The organism is Paenisporosarcina macmurdoensis (assembly GCF_042658845.1).
GTDB lineage: Bacteria > Bacillota > Bacilli > Bacillales_A > Planococcaceae > Paenisporosarcina > Paenisporosarcina macmurdoensis.
In genome coordinates this window covers 60,132-84,219 of the sequence record NZ_JBHSRI010000002.1, presented here as the reverse complement: position 1 = coordinate 84,219, position 24,088 = coordinate 60,132, and the positions used below count along the sequence as shown (strand labels likewise).

Genomic DNA, 24,088 nt, shown 5'->3' with positions numbered 1-24,088 from the left:
CTTTCCGGCCCCATTCATTAGTACCGAATACGAGGATCGGTCCACGCATATAGGATATCTGCAAGTAGATTTCCAGACATTACAAGAATTGATGTAAATAAATTCAATGCCATTATGACTGGATATTCTCGGGCAACGATACTTTGAATTCCTAAACTACCCATTCCTGGCCAGTTAAAGATATATTCTGTAATATAGGCTCCTCCGAATAAAAACGGAATAGAAAGTCCAAATATTGTTATGACTGGGATTAGCGCATTTCTCAATGCGTGTTTTAAATAGACAACATTTTTAGATAACCCTTTTGCATCCGCTGTTCTAATATAATCTTGACTTAAAACCTCCAACATACTGGACCTTGTAAATCGCATAACAATTGCAATTGTCGGCATGGCAAGTACGGTTGAAGGCATTATTACATGACTTAGGTAGTCAGCGAGCAACGTTAAACCTGTGAAGTCTGACCCGATTGTCACCATACCAGAAGTAGGTAGCCAACCTAGTTTCAATGCAAAAATAAAGATCATGCCAAGCCCAAGGAAAAATGAAGGTATAGAAATACCAACAAAAGATATGACAGTCAAAAAATAATCCTGAACTTTATACCTATGTGTTGCGGAATATACACCCAAAGGAATACCGATTACAAATGCCATTACGAATGCACTTCCAGTTAACAAAAAAGTAGCAGGAAGTCGCTCCAAAATTAACTGTCCTACGGGTTGCCCGGTTTTCACTGTGTAACCAAGGTTCCCTTGAAGAATTTCCTTCATCCAAGTGATGTATTGAACATAAATCGGATCGTTTAACCCAAGACTATCTCGCATTCTTCGCATTTCTTCAGGAGAAATCTTTGGATTAATCATAGTTTCCATCGGATTACCTGGTGCTAACTGCATGATGAAGAATGTCATAATGGTTATACCAAATAATATTGGAATTGATTGGAGTACCCGTTTAATAAAAAAGTTTTTCAAAGGTCCACCTTCTCCGAAATACAAATACATTCATTCTGCCGCTTAGAGAGCCATTTAGCCCCTTTCTCAGTTATCAAGACATTTTCTTCCACAATAAAATGTATATTTTCTTCCATGAAAATAGTTGGTTCAATTGTAAACACCATTCCGACTTCCAACTCACCGTATGGAGCCTGACCGTATCTTTCCCACGTTGGACCTAAGAGGACTCCACCATCATGAACATCACGACCAATTTGATGTCCAGTCGCATGAGAAATTTCTGGATACCCTTTGTTTACGTAATGGTCTCTTGCGATTTTATCTATCTCATAGCCTTTCTTACCTGGCATCATTCCTTCTTTTGCAATGGAAATTGCATGATGAATGGTATTAAAAGTGTTAATAATACGTTCAGGCGGCTTTGTCTCACCATCTTTTAAAAAGTAAACAGTCCTAGCAATATCGGAAACATATCCTTTATAATCGACACTAAAATCGAATATCACTAGGTCGCCCTTTTCAATTATTGCTTCACTTGGAGGTCTATGTGCGATATTTTCTTTCATTACTATCGGTCGAGACGGAGTCCGGTCTACCCCATTAACAACATCACGTTTATTCATTTCTGTTACGAATAAGTCTCCGGCTTCGATTTCAGACATTCCCGGTCTAAGATTCTTAAATACATCTTCATAGATTTCGATTGTAATATCTATTGCCGTTTGTATCGCTGTGATTTCTGCTGTTGATTTAATACTTCTTAATCTCGTAAGGAAAGGTTCAGAAGAAACAAACTCCATATTCTGAAATTCCCCGAGTACTCTCATAAGCCATCTATACCTACCTGTCGTCAATCCATCAGCCAAAGGTTCTTCCAAAGAATAATTGAGAGCTACTTTTTTAAGAGACAACTTCCTCATAAGTTCCTTTAAGCTATTTTCTAGACTCACTTCATGTTTAATAACTTCATCAAAAATTCCACTTTCTTCTATATCTTGAGCGTCAATTGAGCTGCAAACTGCATAACAACCGTTGTTTTGAGTAAAAAGAAATACACCTGGTCCAACCGTGCTCACTCCTGGAATTAACGGTAAGCAAGGATCACTACTTTCACTCGTGTAAATTAACCATGCGTCTACCTGACTTTCAGTCAAATACTTAATGGACTGTTCAACTTTTTCTTTATATATAGTCATTTTTATGCACCTCTTTTCTTGCGACAAAAGTGATGGTATCAAATAGCACACTGGTACCCCATTCAAATGAATCCAACTCTATTCTTTCATTCGTGTTATGGACACGTTTGAGAACTTCAGTAAAGCTGATTTTGACAGGAGAAATACCATAAATATTAGTTGCCATTTGACTGATAAATCGACCATCTGTTTTTCCAAGAGCTGTAAAAGGAATCAACTTGATCGAAAAATCTTGTTTTCTACATGATTCTTCGAGCTGCTCTAATGCTTCATTAGTAATGTCACTTTCGTAGCCTTGTTGAAATGATATAATTTCCCAGTCCACTTGATTTTTCCGAAATAAATATTCTAATATTTTCTCCACATCTTCTCGAGATTGAAATGGAAGAGTGCGAATTTCAATAGTTGCTTCTGCATAATAAGGCACCACGTTAATCTGATGACCTACTTTCACATTTTCAATAGTAACGGTTGGGTATCTCATATAATCATGCATTTGAGAGATGAAAATCTCGTCTTCTTCAACGAATTCTTCAATATTCAAGGTTCTTTTGAACGTTTCTGAAAAATAATTTAGAATGGGGTATGGTAATGGATTAAATGTCTTTTGGAGAAGACTTGTTAACCCAGATACCAGCAATAATAATGCTTGATCTGTAGGAGGAGCTCCAGCATGACCACCCTCACCAGTTGATTTCAGCCTCACTCTCGCTGTACCTTTTTCTCCTGATGCATAAAACATATATTTCTTTCCACCATCATTTACAATAAAGCCTCCACCTTCACTAAAAACAGTGGATTGTTCAAAATATTCTGGATATTCTTTTGACAAAAATTCCATTCCTTCTTGACTTCCATTTTCTTCATCCGCAGTTGCAATAAAAATAATAGTTCTATTTAGAGAGTTACTGGATTGTGATTTTTTCAAACCTACCATTATAGCGGCATGCATCGCAGTTAGTTGTTTTGTATCCAATGTCCCTCTTCCCCATATTGTTTCATTCTCGATAACCCCACTGAATGGTGGATATTCCCACTTTCCATCCCCCGGGCCTACCACATCCAAGTGAGACAGCAACACTATAGGTTCAGATTTATTATTATTCTCTAGTTTGGCTACTAGATTAGCCCGTCCACCAGGACTGAAAATAATTTGAGATTCAATGTTATATTCTTGGAAAAAACTAATTAGAACATTTGCTGCTTCTATTTCATTTCCTAACTCATTTGTAGTATCCGTTTGAATCAATTCTTGCAACAGTTTAACAGTCCGTGCCATAAGCTCTTTTTCCAAAAAATCACCCCATTTACGCTTTTACTAACCATAATTCATCTTGACGTTTGCTCAATATCTTTGGTCCTGCGTCAGTAACTACTACATTTTCCTCTACGAGCATACAAGGTAGTCCTTCATCTTGAATAACAGTTGGTTCAATAGCGTACACTTCACCTTCACGGAGCACACCTTCTACTGCAACTCTTGCAGGAGTGCGTTTAGGCCCAAGAATGGTGCCACCATCATGTGTTGCACGCCCTATTTGATGACCTACAGAATGTCGAATTGTCGGATACCCAGCTTCTTCTATAACCTTTCGTCCAGCTGCATCAACCTCATAACCTTTTTTCCCAATAATTAATTCTGCTATTGATGTTGTAATTGCTTCATGAACTGTCTGAAATGCTTTTTCAATCTCCACTGGAGCAGCTTTTTCATTTTCTTTTAAAAAATAAAAAGTTCTAGCAATATCTGAAACATAATCGTTATGTTTTAAACTGAAGTCGACTATTACAATATCACCAGGCTCAACTTGACGACTACTTGGCTTTCTATGTGCTAAACCATGCCTTACTGCACATACTAGAGGTGGATCATAGGCCGCTCCGAGTCCAGAAGTAACACCTCGACTTTTCATTTCATATACAAAAAGGGAACCAATTTCCTTCTCCGTCATATACGGTTTAATCGTCCGATGAACCGATTCAAATATATCTGTTGTTAATTGAATGGCTTCACTAATCGTCTCTATTTCAGTTGAACTTTTAACACTTCTTAACTCATTGAGGATGTCTTCACTGGAAATTTCTACTTTCTGGAGATTTTCTTTTCCGGTTATTTTTTCTAGCCACATATATTGTCCTAAAGTAAGACCATCACATAAATGATCACCTTCAGAAATATTCAAAGCAACTTTTTGAATTTGAAGCTCACTCCAAGTACTTTTGAATAGAGATTCAATAGAGGTTTCGTAAGTTCTAACAACGGAAAAAAGTCCAGTTGCTTTATAAGTTCCAGAATCACTTTGGGAAGCTAATACAGTATGCTCGCCCGAAGAACGTAAGAATATTGCTGCTTGATGCACTGATCTAACTCCAACAAGAAGCGGCAACGCTGGATCAGAAGATTCTCTTGTTAAAATTAGCCAAGTATCAATTCCATATTTCTGCATAAGAATCTTTGCTTGTTCCAACTTTTCATGCACCAGTTCCATACTACTTCCCTTCATTATTTATCCTCCTTTTAATAAACTTTCAATGTTTTTTCTAAAACCATAGTAAGCTGATCTATCCCAAACTCTAAATCTTTTACTGAAATTCTTTCATTAACACCGTGAACTCTTTGAATAATTTGATCGAAAGTAATCTCAGGTGTCATTGGACAATAACCTAACACTGTAGCCTTGAATGGCTGGAAATATCGGCCATCATTGCTTCCAATTGTCATAAAAGGAACAACACAGGCATTAACTCCACTTAGCTTTAGACATTCCTCTAATCTAACTCTCATTTCTTCTGAAATTCCGAGGTCATATCCTCCATTTGTGCTAATCCAATTAACTACTGCAGTGGGGTCAATATTTTTGACCGTTTCCTGAACAATCTTTATTAACGAAGAAGTTTGTGTGCCCGGTAAAGGGCGAGCATCAAAAGCTAACTTATATTGACCTTTGTACTCTGTATTTTTTCTTCCTCCACTTATTTTCGTTAATGTAAATGTTGACTTCAACATTGCAGAAAACATCCTATTGTACTTGGTTGGAATATTTTTCAGTATTGATTTATAGTTATTTGATGAAAAATCGACCTTTAACTCTTTTGCTATTAGAGTTAGCATTTTCACAACTGACAATGGTAAAACTTCGTCTGGTAGTTGCAGGTTTTTAAGGCTATCAATTACCCGAAATGTTAATAGATCGACTTCATTTGAAGGAAGATACGGATTAGTAGACTTTTTGGGACTTAGTAGTACCGTAAAAGACATATTTCCCTTTTGACCCGTCTCTACTAAATAGAAAAGCTTACCCTCAATCTCTATGAGGAATCCTCCACCTTCATTCCAAACCGTTGCATCATCCCATAAAAACGGAAAATCACTTAGCAATCTTTTTAATCCATTTTCACTACCAGACTCCTCTTCAGAAGTTATTACTTGAATAAGTGGCTGTTTTAATGGCATACCTTTCAAATTTTTCATAGTCAATAAATGTGATATACCTATTTGCTTGGCATCAATTGCACCTCTCCCCCAAATTTCACCATCAACAATAGCCCCTAAGAAAGGATGATGTGTCCAGTCTTCCTCCTCTGCGTCTACAACATCAACATGTGAAAGGAGAACAGTTGGTGGATTTGAAAATCTAGCTCCTTGGTGCTTGTTATTTATTTCATACACCGCATCATTAAAAGGTTGGAGATCTTCTTCTCGTATCGAGATGATTAAATTTCCTTTTGTAGATGTAGTTTCGTGGTAGAAAGTATACAATCCATATGACTTTGCTAGTGACTGGAGATACAAGAGCCCCTTCTTTTCATTTCCATTGGATGTTGAAGTATCAATTTGAATATAATCTGACAATAGAGTCGACACTGAATTCATCATTGTTAAACACCTAATCCTTTTAGTAATAAAATTATTATATTATTCAGTTATTTATATAGATGTAAATTACTTTACATTATTCATATTTATTCTCATTATTTTCAAATGTCATTTTAAGACTAACTCCACTCTAATGATTAGAATATCCTAACCGTGGCGAGCGGCAATTTGTAACACGGAGGCCATATGAACGAAAGAGCTGATTAGGTGACAAACGTCACCTAATCAGCTCTTTTAACTGTATATTCTCTGCATATTTACCCACATTCAATATAAGCTGAGTTTTGCTAACTTTATCTCTTTAAAACCTCTATACCTGCTATTGGCTACCGACCGACAAATACCCTTTTCCACCGGTGACATCTGGCCTTTATGCTTTACTAAGAACCCCGTAATTCATTATAGATGGTTCGCTTCCATTGCAAAAACTCATCACTTAGAATAATGGATTCCTGTCTAGGCCTTGGGAAAGGAATGATAAATTCTTTTTTGATTTTCGCGGGCTTACCCGATAAGACAATGATTCGGTCGGAAAGATATAAGGCTTCTTCAATATGATGGGTAACTAGTAAAATGGAGCGCTTGTTTTCTTCCCAGATGGAAAGTAACCAGTTTTGCATGTCCAACCGTGTAAATTCATCAAGCGAAGAGAAGGGTTCATCCAGGCAAATGAGGGATTGTGGGCTCATCAGACTCCTGATGAAAGACACTCTCTGTTGCATTCCTCCTGATAATTCACAAGGATATGCGTGTTCATATCCCTTCAGTCCTGCTCTTTCAATCATTCGAATGGCTTCTAATTCATTGTTTTCACAAATAATTTCTCCGCCAAGCAAGATATTGTGAAGAACGGTCCTCCATGGCAATAAGGAAGGAGATTGAGGCGTATAACTGATGGCCCCTCTTTGACCATTCATCAGTTCCCCGTCCATTCGGATTTCACCAGAGTCCGGTGTATAGAGACCGCCAATCAAGTGAAATAACGTGCTCTTCCCACTTCCTGATGGACCTACGATTGTAACAAATTCTCCGTCATTTACATGAAAAGATAACTCATCTAGTACTTGATTCCCCTTAAAGGATTTCGAAATATTTTCCACACTGAGCTTAGTGTTAATTATTTTCCTCTCCTTTAGGTTTCCCTTTCACGATTAACTTCTCTAATGAAGAAATTACTGCGAAGAAAAATAAACTTAAAATCATAATGAGAAATATTGCTACAAAGACACGATCTGTGCGAAATGAAGACGATGCAAGAGTCATAAAGACTCCAATTCCTTCTTTGGCACCCAGCCATTCAGAGATTACAGCTCCCATAACGCTGTAGGTAGCAGCTATTTTCAGTCCTGAAAATAGTGAAGGTAACGCATATGGCCATTCTACCTTCCAAAAAATCTGTTTTTTTGATGCGCCAGCCATTTTCATATAATGCGTAAGCTCAGCAGTCGTTTGTCGAAAACCATCCAATGCAGCAATCGTGATTGGGAAAAAACAAACCATTGTGATGACAATGATTTTTGGTAGTAACCCAAATCCAAACCATATGACCAACAATGGAGCCAACACAATGATTGGAATATTTTGTGACAAAATAATAAGTGGATAAAGTGCTTCTCTAAGCTTTGGTATACGATGTAAACTGATTGCCACAATAAGGCCAACACCACTTCCAATCAACAGCCCAATAAAAGACAGCTTAATCGTTGACACTAAATGATTACTATAAGTCGCCCAGCCTGCTATTCCTTCAGTCCATATATCAGAAGGTGCTGGCAGCAGCCACTTTGGTATGTCGAATAACCAACAGGATAGTTGCCATATTGTTAATAAAAGGATGAGGACCAATAATGGTCTCCATCCTCTCTGGAAAACTTTTCTCATCGATATTTCTCTGTCAATTTATCCATCGATACGCCGCTTGGCTGATACAAGATTTTCACTTGAGAAATAACATTTACACAGCCAGCCTCTATCATTCGCTCATTCATTTTCTCGATAATGGAGAAAATTTCTGTCAGATTACCTTCCATTGTGGTTTCAAGTGGATGCACCTCATAGCGTATTCCTGAATCCTGTATAACGGAAATGGCTTGTTCAATAAATGGAATTGAATCTTCTCCATTATTTGTTTTCGGGATGATTTGAATACTAACTAAAGAATTTATCATTTATTTATTCTCCTTTTTAGGTAAAAATTCATTTGTAAAGGCTTTTTCTACATCTAGTTTGCCTTCTAATAATCCATTTTCATTCATCCATTGTGCGTAGTTTTCCCACACCTTTTTATCTTGAATTCCCCATTGGGATGCATCATCTTGATACCTTGGAGACAGCCACTTTTGACTTGCTTTAACTAATTCTGGATCCAACTCTGGAACAGCCTTGATTAAAACTTCCGCCGCTTCTTCTGGTTGTTCCATTGCGAATGCATAACCTTGGGATGCTGCTGTTACAAAAGCACGAACGGTATCAGGATTTTCTGCTATCAACTTCTCATTCGTTATTAGAACAGGTGTATAATAATCTAGCTTATCTGAGTAATCCGTCAGATATTGCATATTCAATTTCTCTCCACGAAGTTCCGCTTCAATTCCTGTCCATGCATAATAGATCCATGCAAAGTCTACATCTCTTTTTACAGCTGTAAAGAAGTCTGTATCACCCATATTTACCATATCAACTTTTTCTACATCTGCACCTTCTTGTTTCATTAAAGAAGAAATCACTGCTTTTTCAACTGGTGCACCCCAGCCACCATATGCTTTGCCTTCATAATCTTTAGGTGAAAGTATCTCTTTTTCTGCAGGTGACGCAAAACCAGATGTATTATGTTGAATCACGGCAGCAATTGAAACAATTGGTACGTCTTGAACACGTGCTTCTGTTAAGGATTCTTGATAACCAACTCCAAATTCAGCTTTTCCCGAAGCTACTAATTGATTAGCACCAGCTTCACCTGGCATAATAATTTCTACATCAAGACCTTGTTCCTTAAAAAACCCCTTGTCTCTCGCTACATATAAGCCAGTATGATTCGTATTAGGTGTCCAATCCAAAACCACTGTTACTTTCTTCAACTTTTCGCTTGCTTCATTGGTTCCAGAACTAGCGTCGTCTGTATTGCCACAAGCTGTTAACATCATCAAAATTAGTAGGTATCCTAACCATTTTTTCATCATTTTCTCTCCCCTTTTCTAAATCTGTTGAGAGCACTAAACGATGGAACGAAAGGAGGAAACATATTTTTTAGTAAAGCCAACTTCTTTCTCACAAACGCAGAATCACACCAAATCCATCTAACTAGGTGCTAAGAGGCATGCATACTGACAAATCTCTTAAACATCTTCTATTTGAATGAAAAAAAGCGCCCTAGGTAGGTACCTAGGACGCATATCAACACAAACAAGAATGTTTAAATATGTTCCCTACGCTGGTGTTAACCAGATCAGGTTCCAAGGGTGTGTATCTTAAGGATACGGTCTCAACCAGCAACACTGGTCCCCCCACATGTTTCAATTATGAAATTCGTTTAATGCTTTATCACTATTAACAGTGACACAAATTTGTCTAAGTTTCAAGATATAAATAGAAATATAGAAATTCTAACTTGTCATTCTGCATGTCTAAAATTTTTATACATCTCTCATCAATTTCCTGTAAAATGGAAAACAAGGGAGGTATCACCATGATGAACTGGAAACTCACTTCTTTACTACTGGCTATCCTGCTCGGCATTTCTATTATGTGGAGCGTCCAACAACCTGCCAACTTTGAAAAACTACAGCTTAAACATTATTCACTCGAACATGCTCAGCTTACTCTAGTTCTTCAGAACATGATCGAGCAATACGAAGAAGACGGCAATCAAAAAGAACTCGGCGAACAGCTACTTCGATATTCTGGATTTATGTTAAACATTCGCCCAGCTGGAGAAACTGCAGCCTACCGAACGTTCGACTTTGACTATGACATCCAAAAGGTGTTATACGAAGTTCATCGGAAAGCGCGTGGCGAACAAATAAAAGAATATGACATTAATCGACTAAAAACCGCATATGAATTACTCAGAACCTTCGAGGATCTAGCACTGAATAACCTTGAACACAAAACAGTCGCTGACTACGAAAACGACTTCGACCAATTCCTTGAACATTACGAAACTAAAAAACATGATCTGTTTAAATAAAAAGATTCCACAATAAAATCGTCATAATCCTATAACAAGAAAAAGCAGTTTGAAGATAGACTTCAACTGCTTTTTTCTATAGAAGTTCCTTTATTCTTAGGTTTAGATAAACTATATTGCTGTATATCGTACCTTTGCACTGGCCGCATGAGCCAACAAGCCTGAAAACCACATACCTTCTGTGGGTCTCAATCTCCCCACTCTTGCGGCTTTCTTGTGCTAGGCGAAATTGAACTCTTTTGTTTGTTCTACAATAACAACAGCTTTTGCTCAGTCATAAATAGCTATATCTGTGATTTGATACGTACCATATTCATCGATGACGACTGAATAATCTTTCACTCTCTCATACGTCGACCATTCACCTGCTGCATTCATAAAATCAAAGACTTCGAATGTGCTAACAACTGCATAATCTTCTTCAATGACAATGTCCGTTACTTCATTTGACGTGAATTCAAACATCATGCCTTGACCTGTTACTTCGTAAATGTAGTCAGCCATCTCGGTATATGCAGTACTTTCGAATAGCAGCATGTCTTCAATGTAGTAAAAGTCTTCGTAGTAAAGAGCCATTTCATAGTTATCTCGGAAATGTACAATAAAATCAGATAATCCTACCTCTTCAAAATAATACGTGTCGTCTTCTGTAACCTCTTCAGAATCTTCTTCTACATACTCTTCCTCTTCTTCTACATACTCTTCGTAGTAAGAATCTGCCTTGGCACTTGCCTCAGGATCATACTCGTAGTCATCGTAAAATGAAAAGATACTAGCCACTTCGTTTGAAGTCATCGGTGAATCAGACCAGCTTTGGAGTAGGTCCATCATCGTATACAACGGAATGGAAAATCCAATTGATTGATCTGCTGTCAGCAAAGCGGAATTAATGCCAATTACTTTTCCTGTTTTCGCATCAAGCAGAGGTCCTCCACTGCTTCCAGGAGAAATTTGCACGTCTACTTGGTAAACATTTTCGTACTGAAAATCAGATTCAAATGATCGATCAAGCCCTGTCAAATAACCAATTGAAGCCGAATTTTCTAACCCTTGTGGACTACCGAGAGCAATAACTTCAGAACCGATTTCTGTTTCGTTGATCTCCATTTCCAGTGGTACTTCTCCTGCATAATCATCTACTTGAATTAACGCTACGTCATACTCATCGGATATTCCGATTACACGACCAGTCGTTTGTTGACCATTCACATTACGAACAACCACTTCTGTGAAACCAGCCACCACATGCGCATTGGTTACAACTGTACCCTTCTCTTCGAATAAAAATCCCGAACCTAAACCTGTTTCTGTATAAATCGTAAACACACGAGATTGAGATTCTTTAATAATCTGTGTTTTTTCTTTCTCTTTTGATACGGGTGGAACCTCTTCCTTTGGTTTTTCTGTTTCTTCTTTAGGTATCTCTTCTGCTTCCGTTTTTACAGGGGTGAGTGGAATTTTCACTTCTTCTGTTTGAGCAATTTTCACTGGTTCATCTAACGCTAAAATAATGCCAAAACCTATGCCTACCAAAGCTAGTATCGACAAAACAATTGCTACAATAAGGTACGTCTTCTTTTTCTTTGATGACATACGGGTGACATTTAGTTGCAGGCCACAACTCGAGCAAAATTTCGCATCTTCACCATTCTTTGTGCCACATTGCATACAAAACATGTTTACCCACCTCCCTGTCAAATCTAATTGACATTATTATACAATATTCGCAGGTAAATAGACATATACAGAGATGATTAAATAAACTTATTTTAATGGTTTTTTGTAATGACTCTGCGTTTTTTGAGAAGAGTAATATGACATCTATTATCATATTCAAAATGACGGGCGAGGACACCTTCGGTTAGATAGCCACAATTTTACTATTCCAGATGAAATCATCTCTCTGGAAAGAAAAAAATACATGTTTCCCATAATAGGTTCCTTCTGGATATTCCACATATTTATTCTATAGTTTTAGAACTAGTCGAGTAGCCTCATATTTTTGGATGATAACGTCAATAACATGCGTTGGCACTGTTATTTTTTAAGCCTTACACTGTTGCTACCTAGGAATAACCCTGATGTGCACATTGGCAAGGCAGCGGAAAAATGGAGACTTTTGAAGACGTATTGGATAAGTTCGAACCTATGATTCATGCATGTATGCGTAAACTACACATCTATAAAAACTATGATTCATTCAAACAAGCTGGGCGAATTGCACTGTGGAAGGCTTGGCAACGTTATGACTCATCAAAAGGTAATTTTGCACCGTTTGCGTATCGTAGCATTTACGGTAGTTTGTTAGATGAATTGAAAAAAACGGTAATCGAAAAGAACATCATACTGGCTGATGATGAACTTCTAGAAATCATATTACACAGATCAGTTGAAACATCATTAGACTCGGAGAGATTAATAAAGGCGTTATCTCAATTAAACCTAGCTGAACAGCAACTCATTCACTTATTGTTCGTCGAGCGTTTTTCACTAGATAAAGTTGCTCTCCACTTCGGCATAACCAAAGCAGGCGTCAAGAAAAAAAGAGAACGCACTTTACAAAAACTTAAGCTCATCATGACTACCTAACAAAATCTTATGAGGTTCTATTAAAAATCAGCCAGGACATTTTATCCGTTGGCGAATTTTTTACTAGAGCCTCTTTTAAAGAGTGTTCCCATATCAAGAGAACATCTTCCATATTTTAACTATTACAACTAAACCGCTATTTTTTACAACTAAATCGGTCAAAATTACAACTAAATGCGCCATTTTTACAACTAAACACTCAAAAATAACAACTAAATATTTTCTCGCTAAATAGCACTTTTAAAGACTTGTCAAAAAGACATATTTTATGCTATTTTCAAATAAATCACTACAAAAATTCATCTATTAAAGGAGCATTCTTATCGACGTCAAACGAATTCCACCAAAAACGATTGAAATATACAAACGTCTTCTTTATCGCATTCCAATGAACCACCCGCTACGCCAAGAAATCGAAAATAAAATTCACATGACCGAAGCTGGATACTCTGGTGAATGCTATGTAGATAATTTTCTAAAACAAGTCACTTTTCCAAAACACTTTGCTATTTTAAAAGATATCCACATCCCCCTGACCGAAAATTCTTACCTCCAAATAGATACATTAATCATCACTCGAAAATGCATAACCATCCTTGAAGTCAAAAACATCAAAGGCAAAATTCTCTTTCAACGTACGCCTGAACAATTGATTCGTGAACTAAATGGAGTAATAACTACGTTTAAATGTCCCGAACAACAACTTAAACGTCATGTTTACAAACTACAGACACTATTAGAACATTTAAAAGTTAAACTTCCCATAAAAAGTTTAATTGTACTCGCCTACTCAAAAACACATGTCGCCTTGCCACCGCAATTCGCTAAAATTACCATGGGCTGCGATATCTCTGCTCATATTGAAGAATTCAACGATATGCCAGACCTCATTTCAGCGCAGGCATTCAACAATTTAGTGTCGTCCATCTCATCAAGATCCAGGGAATTCATCCCAAAACCTCTCGCACAGACCTACCACCTAGAGCTCGCACACATCCTAACCGGACTGTTTTGTCCAATATGTCATCAAAAAATCACTATGCAAAATCATTGTTCAACTTGCAATATCTCACGAAGAACTTTACAACAACTGGCCATAGAGGATTGGTTTTACCTAGTAAAAGATACAATCACTAACAGTGAATGCGTCCACTTTCTCGAACTGAAAGACAAATTCGCAGCAAGTTATATTCTCAAAAAACTCAAACTAGATACAATTTCTCAATACAAAAGCCGTCGCTATACTCTTTCACAATCCTTTTGGCTAATCAAAGAATCGTCATCTATTTTATAAAAAAAAGTGGCGGCTGAAGATGGAATCTCAGCCGCCCTTTGAATTCAAAACCTTGATTACTGCTTTTGGCCACCGCCAAAAGCCTTTTCTGTTGGAAAACCTCGCGTTACCGCTTCCATAATTTAACGATTACAACTAAATTCTATTTTTTACAACTAAATCGCTCAAAATTACAACTAAATGCGCCATTTTTACAACTAAACACTCAAAAATTACAACTAAATCGCAAACCATCAATATCCTGATTTAAGTCATTTCAATTTAACAATCGCCATCGTACATCTGGACACACAAATCAGCTTTTCATTTTCATCGACAATTTTAATATCCCATACCATGGTTGTACGCCCTCTATGGAGAGGTGTTCCTATTGCCGTAACGATTCCATCCTTTTTTCCACGGATATGGTTCGCATTAATCTCAAGTCCAACAGCAGTTTCAGTTTCTTGATCAATTAAATTCAAAGTTCCAAAACTGGCAACCGATTCTGCTAACACAACCGATGCTCCTCCATGAAGATGCCCATAAGGTTGGTGCGTAGACGAATTTACCGGCATCGTTGCTGTGACCCGATCCTTCGTCATTTCTCCGAATTCAATACCCAATAAACCTATAATTGTTTCTTCCAACGGTTTCATTTCCATTTTTAAATCCCTCTCTTTGGCAAGAATAATGAACACGAAATTCTCCTAGCCTCTTTCAACTAAAGCCAGGAGAATTCTTTCACTTTACTGGTTCGCGCTCTCTGCACGTTGTTCCCGTAATAGGAACTTCTGAATTTTACCGCTTGCATTGCGAGGAAGTTCTTCCACAAACTGATATTGTCTTGGTCGCTTATATCCCGCTAATTTGTCATTGTTTTTACAGAACTTCTCAAGATCTTCTGCGGTTAACGAAGGGTCTTTCGTTACAACAAACGCCAGTACCGATTCTCCCCATTTCTCGTCAGGAATCCCGACAACAGCTACATCCTGTACAGAGTCGTGTTCATGCAGCACATCTTCTACTTCCCTTGGATAAATGTTTTCACCACCACTGATGATCATATCGTCCACTCGGTCCGCCACATACAAATAGCCATCCTCGTCCATATAACCCAAATCGCTTGAATGATACCAACCTTTATACAAAGCCTTTTCAGTTGCCTCTTTGCGATTAAAATAACCTGCCATCATGCAAGGTCCTTTAACAATGATTTCCCCTACTTGACCTGGCTTCAATACATTATCCGGTTCAGAAGGTCCATCCTCATTCGGCATCACAATCCGAATTTCATGGTTATACGCAGGCTTACCAGCAGAACCTACTTTCGTCAGCTGTTCATCTTCAGCAAGGAACGTTATAGCCGGACCCATTTCTGTTTGGCCATATGCTTGAATTAAATTAATTCCCAAAATATCTTTCACTCGTTTTACAAGGACCGGTGCCATCGGAGCAGCTCCATACAATCCGCGCTGCAACGACTTAACTTTAGACGCTGCGCCTTCCAGTTCCGCCATCATGCTCCACATGGTCGGAACCGCGAACATCACGGTGACCTTTTCTTGTTCAACCGTATCGACCGCAGCCATGGGATTGAATTGATGCATGATGATACTCGATGCTCCAGCTTGAACACGCGGAATAACACAACAATGCAATTCAGCACAGTGGAACATCGGAGCAATTACAAGACCTACATCGTTTTTTGTGTAATGTAGAACGGCTGTACAAATGAGACTTTGCTCTGCCATATCTCGGTGACGGTGAATAACCCCTTTAGGCCGCCCAGTCGTTCCACTCGTATACATAATGGCATACGTATCCGACTCGCTCACTTCAACTGTCGGATTCGTCGTCGGCGCTTTGCCCACTTCATCATGATAATTCTTTGCGTAAGACGGCGTTTCTTCATTAATGAACCAAAACTGTGTGTCTGGAAACTGTGATTGAATAGACGCAACTTGATCTTTTAACAGTTCTTCAAACATCACAACTTTGGGTGTCGCATCTTTTAATATATAAGCAACTTCTTCTGATTTTAAACGGAAATTGATAGGATTGAAAATGGCACCGATTTTAGCACATGCAAATAACGTCGTCGCTAGTTCACTCGTATTAAAGAGGAATGTAGAAACTCGGTCTCCTTTTCCAACTCCTGCAGCTGTTAACGCATTCGCACAGCGAAGCACATCATCTCGCCACTCTCCATACGTCCAACGTTGACCTTTTTTCAAATCAACGATTGCTTCCTTATTCGGAAACTTACTCACAGTCTGATCAAAAATACTCCCTAACGTCGCATACATTGCCCTAGCCCCCTATACCATTAATGAATAATTATTCATTTCTATTACTATCTTCAATAATGTCAGATTAGAAGGAATATTACAATAATTTATTAAAATCCTTTTCTATTGCCATTCACTTTCTCGGTGAAACTCTCAATTCCAACTTGGAGCGTGATTTTTCCAACTTGGCGCTCATATTTTCCAACTGAGCAATTGCTCACCAACAATCCCATCAGAAATACCCATCAAGCTTCAGCGGATGGGGCCATTCAAGCCCTTTTCTTTTCACGATCACGCAATACAGGTGTTCAAAATCTTAAATGCTGCTTTTGGCTCGCCAAAAGTCTTTTCTGTTGGTGACACCGCTCCTTACGAATTCCATTATTTTACTATTACAACTAAACTCGTGATTTTTACAACTAAATCGACAAAAATTACAACTAAATATCCCATTTTTACAACTAAACCTTCTTAATTTACAACTAAATTTGCGCTCACCAACAATCCCACCAGAAATACCCATCAAGCGGCAGCGGATGGGGCAATCAAGCACTTTTCTCTTCACGATAACGCGATACAGGCGTTCAAAACCTTGAATGCTGTTTTTGGCTCGCCAAAAGCCTTTTCTGTTGGTGACACCGCTCCTTACGAATTCCATTATTTTACTATTACAACTAAACTCGTGATTTTTACAACTAAATCGCCAAAAATTACAACTAAATATCTCACTTTTACAACTAAACTTACTAAATTTACAACTAAATCATCTTTTGATCAAATTGCCTTCTCGTTTAGCCTTCATTTCACCCTAAAGCAATCAAAAAAGGCCTTCCGCGTTAGCGGAAGACCCTCCTGGTATACTATTTCACTGATTTTCTAACAATCAATTCGGTTGACAGCTTGTAATAGGAATTAACGATTTGGCCTGATAGCTGTTGCAGGATTAGATGCATGGCTAATGCGCCAGCTTCGTATTTTGGTTGCTTGATGGTGGTTAATGGTGGCGTGGTGAATTCTGCGAGTTGAATATCATCGAATCCAATGATGGAAACGTCACCCGGCACATTTATTTTATTTTCTCTAAATGCTTGCAAGCCACCTACAGCCATCTCATCATTCGCATAAAACACGCCACTCGGTAAGTTCCCCTGGGCAATCAAAATTTTAGTCGCACGATAACCGCCTTCTCTAGTGAAATCACCTTGCATCAGCCATTTTGTATGGTGGATTAAATCATGATCACGAAGAGCGGCTTTGAATCCATTAAATCTCATTTCACTATCGTGAGCATTTTGAGGACCACTGATAAAGGCAATTTCTTTATGATCATGTTGGATTAAATGTTCGGTCGCATCATAGCCACCTTGATAGTTATCCACTTCCACTTGAACGACGAAATCATTCTCTAACTGACGGTCTAATAAAATAATTGGAAATCCTTTGCGTGCAGATTGAAGAATGATGTCGTCTGAAATATTATGAGCTAAAATAATTGCCGCATCTACACGCTTCTCTTTTAGAAATTTAACCGCTGTAGATTGAGGCCCACCTTGTGAGCTGCACGCTATTAAGTCATAGCCATTCGTCATCGATACTTCTTGCACGCCTTTAGTAAGCTCTGAGTAAAATGGTCCTGCTAGATCGCTAAGAATCAAAGCAATTGTATTTGTTTTAGTTCGCTTTAAGTCAGAAGCAAAACCGTTTTTTCGATAGTTCAGCTGTTTTGCTGCTTCCAATACTTTATCTTTTGTTGCTTGGCTAATTCTCGTACTATCGTTTAAAGCATAAGATACGGTTGAAATTGCAACTCCTGCGAGCTTGGCCACATCTTTGATTGTTGCCACAGCTACTCCTCCATTCAAATCTTCACTTCTTTTAATTAAGTTCCTCCCTAAAGTATACACGTTTAAGAGCAAGGACTTCAGTCATTTTTATTACTTTAGACCGGAAGTTGTAAACCCTTCGACGATATACTTTTGGAATAACGAAAATACGATAATAATTGGAATAACCATAAAGGCAGCTCCTGCCATTTGAAGAGCAAAGTTATTGGCATATTGACCTTTAAGTAAAGATAAACCGACCGATAACGTATAAAGAGATTCATCATTTGCGATGATTAACGGCCATAAGAAACTGTTCCACGCGGCAATGAATGTAAGAATTCCTTGAACCGCAAAGATGGGTTTGGAAATCGGCATAATCAGGCGGAAGAAAATGTAGAACTCTCCTGCCCCATCTAATCTGGCGGCTTCAATCAGATCAGTTGGAATCGTTGCCATGAACATCCTGAACAGAAAGATACTGAAAGCTGCAGCAAGTCCAGGCAAGACGATACCAAGCATCGTGTTTATTAAGCCCATTTCATTTAATAGTAGATACACAGGGATCATCGTCACTTGTCCCGGAATCATCATCGTTGCAAGCACTAAGTAAAATGTTTTATCTTTCCCTTTGAAATTAAATTTCGCAAAGCCATAACCAGCCATTGCGTTGAAAAATAATCCAACAAAAGATAACGCCACAATGATTAAGGTATTTTTCAAATAAATACCGAAGTTCATAGTTGTGAAAAGACTTATATAATTATCAAAAGTTGGATTTTCTGCAAATAACGTCGGCGGCATTTGTAATATTTCACTTTCGGGTTTGAATGAACTCGAAATCATCCAAATAAAAGGCAAAGATACGATTAACCCACCAATAATCAGCAGGATCGTTACGACCCATTTTTCAAAGGTATGTTTTGATTTTTCAGAACGCATTGGATCTCACTCCGTTACTGATAGATTTAAGATTTATATTTAAGAAATTCAAAAAGTGTTGGGAATTTCTCCTTACTGTCAAACAATTTTTTAATAGTCAACATCGGCTTTTTTCAACTTGAATTGCAGTAATGTCACAATGATGATGACAATAAACAGCACGAAAGATCCTGCCGCTGCATAGCCAAACTCACTGAACTGGAACCCTCTTTGATAAATAAACAATGCCATTGACACTGTTCCATCAAGTGGACCACCTTGTGTCATGATAAATGGCTCTTCGAAGAATTGAAGCCATCCAATCAATGTAGTAACCGTTACGAAGAATATGGAGTAACGCAAAAGCGGGATGGTAATGTAAATAAGAACTTGCCATCTTTTCGCGCCATCGATTCTTGCTGCTTCATAATACGAATTTGGAATTCCTTGAAGTGCCGCTAAGAAAATGATCATATTAATACCGATCCCTTTCCACACAGCCAGCACGATAAGTGACAGTTTCGCCAATACCGGTTGTTCTAACCAAGGAACTTTATCCACATCGACTAAGGAAAGCACGTAATTAAACAGTCCATATTCAGTGTTGTAAAGGAAGCCCCACACGACAGCTACGGCAATGATATTTGTAATAGCTGGCATAAAATACACTGCTCGGAAAATCGTAAATACTAAGTTTTTTCCGTAATTTATGAGTAAGGCAATACTGAGTGAACTCATAATAACGAGTGGAACACCAATAACCACATAAAATAACGTGTTAAATATCGCTTTATGGAAAACGGTATCCGTTAATAATGTGGTGTAATTTTCTAAGCCAATAAAGCTGATATTGGACCAGTCCGCTAAGCCTTTCAGATCCAAGTCGGTAAAACTGATAACAAAAGCAATAGTTATCGGAATGAGGCTGAAAAGAATGAGAATGAGTAACGCTGGTGCAATAAAAATATAAGGATGACGATTTTTCATTGTAGTTTTAAGCATTTGGTTTAACATTTTACCCCACCTACCTTTTACAATCTTTCACCTAAAGACAAAGCAATACCGAAAAAATAGGTAAGTGACCATTGGTTCATCACTTACCTATCATTTGTGCAAGATGAACCTGCGTCATTTAGGAGATTGTCGAACTATTTTTCAACTAATCTACCTTTATTTAATCATGCCTTTTGCTTTTTCATCTAAACCTTTAAGTTCTGCATCCACATCAGCACCACCGCTGACAATTCGTTCTATAGAAGCAAGTAGTTCTTGTGCAATTTTTTCCCACTCTTTAATCTGAGGTGCCCCTTGTGAACTTTCAAGTTGCTCACCAAATGTCGCATACATTTCATCGTCTGCTAATTTTGGATCTTCCCAAGCTTCTAAACGAGAAGGAAGTGTATTTGATGTTTCCATCCATTCTAACTGAGTATCCACTTCATTCATATATGAAATAAAGTCTAAAGATTCGTCAACCATTTCAGTATTATGGAAGACAGAGAAATTAGCTCCACCAATACTTGAAATGTTGTTTTCTTGTGCTGGCATTGTTGCAACTGCCCACTTACCTTCTAAATCAGGTGCTTGATCGTTTAATACATTAATCATCCAAGGACCACTGAAGAAGATTGGTTTTTTTCCATCTTTAAAGGCTTGTACAATATCAACGCCTTTAGCTGGTGAACTAATTCCATCTTTAAAGTAACTCGTGTAATAGTCAATTGCTCCTTTAAATTCAGGAGAAGAGAAATTAGGGTTTTTCGCATCGAACTCAAATCCATTTTGCCAAGCGAAGATAAATGGTGTTACCTGATCATTTAAATCAATGTCCAGTCCATACACATCTTCACCAGATTCAGATAGTTTAGAAGACGCATCTTTTAGTTCATCCCATGTTGCTGGAGCCTCTGGGAAACCTACTTCTTCTAATAAATCTGTGCGGTAGTACATCGTACGTGTTTCTACATACCAAGGAATACCAATCACTTTATCGTCATACTTCATGGAAGATTGAGCACCTTCAAAGTAATTTTCAGGATCAAACTCAGGGTAATCTTCCATATGTTCAGTCAGATCAAGTAATGCACCTGCATCTGCAAATTCCGCAACCCATGTTGTACCTAATTGCAATACGTCTGGACCGTTACCCGATGCGACAGCTGTTAGTAATTTGTCATGAGCAGATTCCCAAGGGATAGCTTGCACTTTTACATCTAAGCCTGGATTGTCTTTTTCGAATTTCTCTGTCATTTCACTTAGTAGCTTGCCTTCTCCACCCATTGCCCAAACAGATAACGTTTTGTCTCCATCTTTTTCTCCGTTACCACAACCAGCTAAAATACTTGATAAACCAACTGCTAAAACTGCTGAGTAAACCAATCCTTTTTTCTTCATTTGATGTCCATCTCCTTTTCTATTGTGATCCTGTGTTTGTAAACGACTCTCTGAAACCATCATATAATCATTTGTTTTCTTTTGATAATATAATCGTTACGCTGTTGAAACGTTTCGATAATTCTATTATAATGAAAATTGAATACGCTTACAACTGTTTTGCGAAATAATTAATTATTTCATTTTATATAAGCAGAAAATACTAAACGTTTTAGGTATCATTTCCGTTGTTATATGAGAATAACTAGTTAAAATCCTATCTTTGTATGGAAAAAAGTTCTACTATTAAGTTACATGATACAAACAAATCATATCCCATTCCTATTGTAATAAGGAAGAATCCCATAGAACACCTTAAAGTGAAACGTTTCACAAACTATAGTAGATGGAGGTTACTGAATGACTACGTCAACAATCCAAAACCTGATGAAACAAATGACATTACATGAAAAAATCGCACAGTTACTACAGCTGGCAAGTCCTTTCTTCAAAGGCTCAACTGAGCAAGGACATATAACAGGACCGATGGCGGCAATGCCAATTAGTGACGAACATATTGAACATGCTGGTTCTGTACTAGGTGTCGCGGGTGCCGCTGAAGTGATATCCATTCAAAAGACACATCTTGAAAATAATCGACTTGGTATTCCACTGTTGTTCATGGCGGATATTATTCATGGTTATAAAACCATTTTCCCTGTGCCTTTAGCAATCGCGTGTAGCTGGGACCCTGAGCTTGCTCAAAAAAGTGCAGAAATCGCAGCAAAAGAAGCATCCGTTTCTGGTGTCCATGTGACGTTTGCTCCTATGGTTGATTTGGTTCGTGACCCTCGATGGGGACGTGTGATGGAATCTACTGGTGAAGATTCCTACTTAAATCAAGTCTTCGCAAGAGCCTTTGTCAGAGGATTTCAAGGACAAGACTTAGCTAACGACCTTCAATCTGTAGCAGCATGTGTCAAACATTTCGCAGCTTATGGCGCTGCTGAGGCAGGCCGAGATTACAATACAGTGGATCTTTCAGAAAGACAGCTAAGAGAATTTTATCTCCCTGGCTATAAAGCCGCTCTTGATGAAGGCTGTGAAATGGTCATGACTGCATTCAATACTGTAGATGGCATTCCTGCATCAGGCAATGAAAAGTTAATGAGAAGCTTACTGCGTGAAGAATGGGGCTTTGATGGCATCTTAATTTCGGATTGGGGTGCTGTGAAGGAATTGATCCCTCATGGTGTAGCTGAAGATGACAAAGAAGCAGCGTTGAAAGCAATAAAAGCAGGGGTCGATATTGAAATGATGACCGCGTGCTATGTTCAACATTTAGCACAATTAATAGCTGAAGGCGAGATAAAGGAAACCATTATTGACGAAGCAGTTCTTCGCATTCTTACATTAAAAGAGAAACTCGGATTATTTGAAAAGCCTTATAGAGGCGCTGATGTAGAGCTTGAACAACAAGTGGTCGGCCATCAAGATCATCTTCAAGTATCAAGAGAACTTGCAACGAAATCTTGTGTTCTATTGAAAAACGACCATCACACACTCCCTCTTAATAGCAACAAGAAAATTGCCTTAATCGGACCATTTGCAGACAGTGGCGATATTTTAGGACCTTGGTCAGCACTTGGAGTTAAAGAAGAAGCAGTTACATTAAAACAAGCATTTGAAAAACATCTTCCTATTGAACAGCTGAACATTGTAACAGGTTGTCATGTAGAAACAATCTCATCGCAACAGCTTGAAGAAGCTATGCAAGCAGCGTCTAATGCGGATGTAATCGTTGTGGCAGTTGGAGAAGATAGTGACATGAGTGGCGAAGCAGGCTGTCGAACAAATATTCAATTGCCCGCTCCTCAACTGGAGTTACTAAAAGCTTTAGCCACTTGCGGAAAACCAATGATCACCATTCTATTTAACGGACGTCCTCTCGACCTACATGGCGTCCTTGAACATAGTGATGCTGTACTTGAAGCTTGGTATCCGGGAAGCGAAGGAGGAAGTGCCATCGTAGACCTACTTTACGGTATCAAAAATCCTTCAGGAAAACTGACAATGTCGTTCCCTGACAATGTAGGACAAGTTCCCGTGTATTATAACCACTTTAATACTGGTCGACCACAAGGTGCACCCGATGCACAGGAACGTTATGTATCTCAGTATTTAGATGCGCCAAATGAACCTTTGTTTCCTTTTGGTTTCGGACTAAGTTATACGCAGTTGAGCTATTCAGACCTTGAACTGACTTCTACTCAACTGACAAAGGACACTGACATTACGGCGACTGTGACCGTTTCGAATGTTGGCAACGTCACAGGTGAAGAAATTGTTCAGTTTTATATTCAAGACCTAGTTGGCGAAGTGGTTCGTCCTTTGAAAGAACTAAAGAGCTTCCAACGCATTTCACTTAAACCTGGTGAAACGAAACAAGTGACTTTTACGATTACAGAACAACAACTTCGTTATCATCACGCTGATCTTTCGTTTAAGAGTGATAAAGGATCATTTGTTTTATATGCAGGAACGAATAGCAAAGACGTTTTATCACATTCATTCCAATTGATATCAGGGAGGAACTAATC

Annotated in this window: 20 protein-coding genes and 1 riboswitch; of the genes, 4 read left to right on the top strand and 16 right to left on the bottom strand. The window is 38.3% G+C overall.

Annotation, left to right across the window (positions count from 1 at the left end):
* Positions 1-17 precede the first annotated feature (17 nt).
* The 9 genes from ACFPYN_RS00390 to ACFPYN_RS00350 form a co-directional block, all read right to left on the bottom strand.
* The gene (locus ACFPYN_RS00390) at positions 18-977 is read right to left on the bottom strand and encodes an ABC transporter permease (RefSeq protein ID WP_377731894.1); all 960 of its coding nucleotides are present in this window, start codon (positions 975-977) and stop codon (positions 18-20) included.
* Positions 974-2,155 carry a M24 family metallopeptidase gene (locus tag ACFPYN_RS00385; RefSeq protein ID WP_377731893.1) on the bottom strand — a complete coding sequence of 394 codons (1,182 nt, stop codon included), beginning with the start codon at positions 2,153-2,155 and terminating at the stop codon, positions 974-976. Before ACFPYN_RS00385 ends, ACFPYN_RS00390 begins: the two co-directional genes overlap by 4 nt.
* On the bottom strand, positions 2,142-3,449 hold the full coding sequence (locus ACFPYN_RS00380; protein ID WP_377731892.1) for a M20/M25/M40 family metallo-hydrolase: 1,308 nt from the start codon (positions 3,447-3,449) through the stop codon (positions 2,142-2,144). The genes ACFPYN_RS00385 and ACFPYN_RS00380 overlap by 14 nt, the downstream gene beginning before the upstream one ends.
* Positions 3,450-3,462: 13 nt before the next feature.
* The gene (locus ACFPYN_RS00375) at positions 3,463-4,659 is read right to left on the bottom strand and encodes a M24 family metallopeptidase (RefSeq protein WP_377731891.1); all 1,197 of its coding nucleotides are present in this window, start codon (positions 4,657-4,659) and stop codon (positions 3,463-3,465) included.
* A 14-nt stretch (positions 4,660-4,673) separates the two neighbouring features.
* On the bottom strand, positions 4,674-6,032 hold the full coding sequence (locus ACFPYN_RS00370; protein ID WP_377731890.1) for a M20/M25/M40 family metallo-hydrolase: 1,359 nt from the start codon (positions 6,030-6,032) through the stop codon (positions 4,674-4,676).
* Positions 6,033-6,412: 380 nt separating this feature from the next.
* Positions 6,413-7,132 carry an ABC transporter ATP-binding protein gene (locus ACFPYN_RS00365; protein ID WP_377731889.1) on the bottom strand — a complete coding sequence of 240 codons (720 nt, stop codon included), beginning with the start codon at positions 7,130-7,132 and terminating at the stop codon, positions 6,413-6,415.
* Between the two features lie 13 nt (positions 7,133-7,145).
* Complete coding sequence (locus ACFPYN_RS00360; RefSeq protein WP_377731888.1) at positions 7,146-7,913, bottom strand: ABC transporter permease; 768 nt, start codon at positions 7,911-7,913, stop codon at positions 7,146-7,148.
* Positions 7,910-8,200 (bottom strand): thiamine-binding protein, encoded by a 291-nt coding sequence (locus ACFPYN_RS00355; protein WP_377731887.1) that lies wholly within the window; start codon positions 8,198-8,200, stop codon positions 7,910-7,912. Before ACFPYN_RS00355 ends, ACFPYN_RS00360 begins: the two co-directional genes overlap by 4 nt.
* Positions 8,201-9,208 carry an ABC transporter substrate-binding protein gene (locus tag ACFPYN_RS00350; RefSeq protein ID WP_377731886.1) on the bottom strand — a complete coding sequence of 336 codons (1,008 nt, stop codon included), beginning with the start codon at positions 9,206-9,208 and terminating at the stop codon, positions 8,201-8,203.
* A 229-nt stretch (positions 9,209-9,437) separates the two neighbouring features.
* A riboswitch (TPP riboswitch) is annotated at positions 9,438-9,547 on the bottom strand.
* Positions 9,548-9,717: 170 nt separating this feature from the next.
* Between ACFPYN_RS00350 and ACFPYN_RS00345 the strand changes: the two genes are divergently transcribed.
* On the top strand, positions 9,718-10,218 hold the full coding sequence (locus tag ACFPYN_RS00345; protein WP_377731885.1) for a hypothetical protein: 501 nt from the start codon (positions 9,718-9,720) through the stop codon (positions 10,216-10,218).
* 270 nt (positions 10,219-10,488) lie between these two features.
* Here ACFPYN_RS00345 and ACFPYN_RS00340 read toward each other — a convergent pair whose 3' ends face one another.
* Entirely contained in the window at positions 10,489-11,895 is a 1,407-nt protein-coding gene (locus tag ACFPYN_RS00340) for a trypsin-like peptidase domain-containing protein (protein WP_377731884.1), read from the bottom strand.
* Between the two features lie 432 nt (positions 11,896-12,327).
* Between ACFPYN_RS00340 and ACFPYN_RS00335 the strand changes: the two genes are divergently transcribed.
* Positions 12,328-12,807 (top strand): sigma-70 family RNA polymerase sigma factor, encoded by a 480-nt coding sequence (locus ACFPYN_RS00335; protein ID WP_377731883.1) that lies wholly within the window; start codon positions 12,328-12,330, stop codon positions 12,805-12,807.
* Positions 12,808-13,237: 430 nt separating this feature from the next.
* Entirely contained in the window at positions 13,238-14,101 is an 864-nt protein-coding gene (locus ACFPYN_RS00330; RefSeq protein ID WP_377731882.1) for a nuclease-related domain-containing protein, read from the top strand.
* A gap of 251 nt (positions 14,102-14,352) precedes the next feature.
* Here ACFPYN_RS00330 and ACFPYN_RS00325 read toward each other — a convergent pair whose 3' ends face one another.
* From ACFPYN_RS00325 to ACFPYN_RS00300, 6 genes are all read right to left on the bottom strand, one after another.
* The gene (locus tag ACFPYN_RS00325; RefSeq protein ID WP_377731881.1) at positions 14,353-14,745 is read right to left on the bottom strand and encodes a hotdog fold thioesterase; all 393 of its coding nucleotides are present in this window, start codon (positions 14,743-14,745) and stop codon (positions 14,353-14,355) included.
* A gap of 84 nt (positions 14,746-14,829) precedes the next feature.
* A complete protein-coding gene (locus ACFPYN_RS00320) occupies positions 14,830-16,389 on the bottom strand; it encodes a fatty acid--CoA ligase (protein WP_377731880.1) in 1,560 nt (519 codons plus the stop codon).
* 842 nt (positions 16,390-17,231) lie between these two features.
* Entirely contained in the window at positions 17,232-18,215 is a 984-nt protein-coding gene (locus ACFPYN_RS00315; protein WP_377731878.1) for a LacI family DNA-binding transcriptional regulator, read from the bottom strand.
* 90 nt (positions 18,216-18,305) lie between these two features.
* A complete protein-coding gene (locus ACFPYN_RS00310) occupies positions 18,306-19,136 on the bottom strand; it encodes a carbohydrate ABC transporter permease (RefSeq protein ID WP_377731877.1) in 831 nt (276 codons plus the stop codon).
* Positions 19,137-19,226: 90 nt separating this feature from the next.
* Positions 19,227-20,129 (bottom strand): carbohydrate ABC transporter permease, encoded by a 903-nt coding sequence (locus tag ACFPYN_RS00305; protein WP_377731876.1) that lies wholly within the window; start codon positions 20,127-20,129, stop codon positions 19,227-19,229.
* Positions 20,130-20,285: 156 nt separating this feature from the next.
* On the bottom strand, positions 20,286-21,509 hold the full coding sequence (locus ACFPYN_RS00300; protein ID WP_377731875.1) for a sugar ABC transporter substrate-binding protein: 1,224 nt from the start codon (positions 21,507-21,509) through the stop codon (positions 20,286-20,288).
* 399 nt (positions 21,510-21,908) lie between these two features.
* Between ACFPYN_RS00300 and ACFPYN_RS00295 the strand changes: the two genes are divergently transcribed.
* The gene (locus tag ACFPYN_RS00295; protein WP_377731874.1) at positions 21,909-24,086 is read left to right on the top strand and encodes a glycoside hydrolase family 3 N-terminal domain-containing protein; all 2,178 of its coding nucleotides are present in this window, start codon (positions 21,909-21,911) and stop codon (positions 24,084-24,086) included.
* The last annotated feature ends 2 nt before the right edge of the window (positions 24,087-24,088 follow it).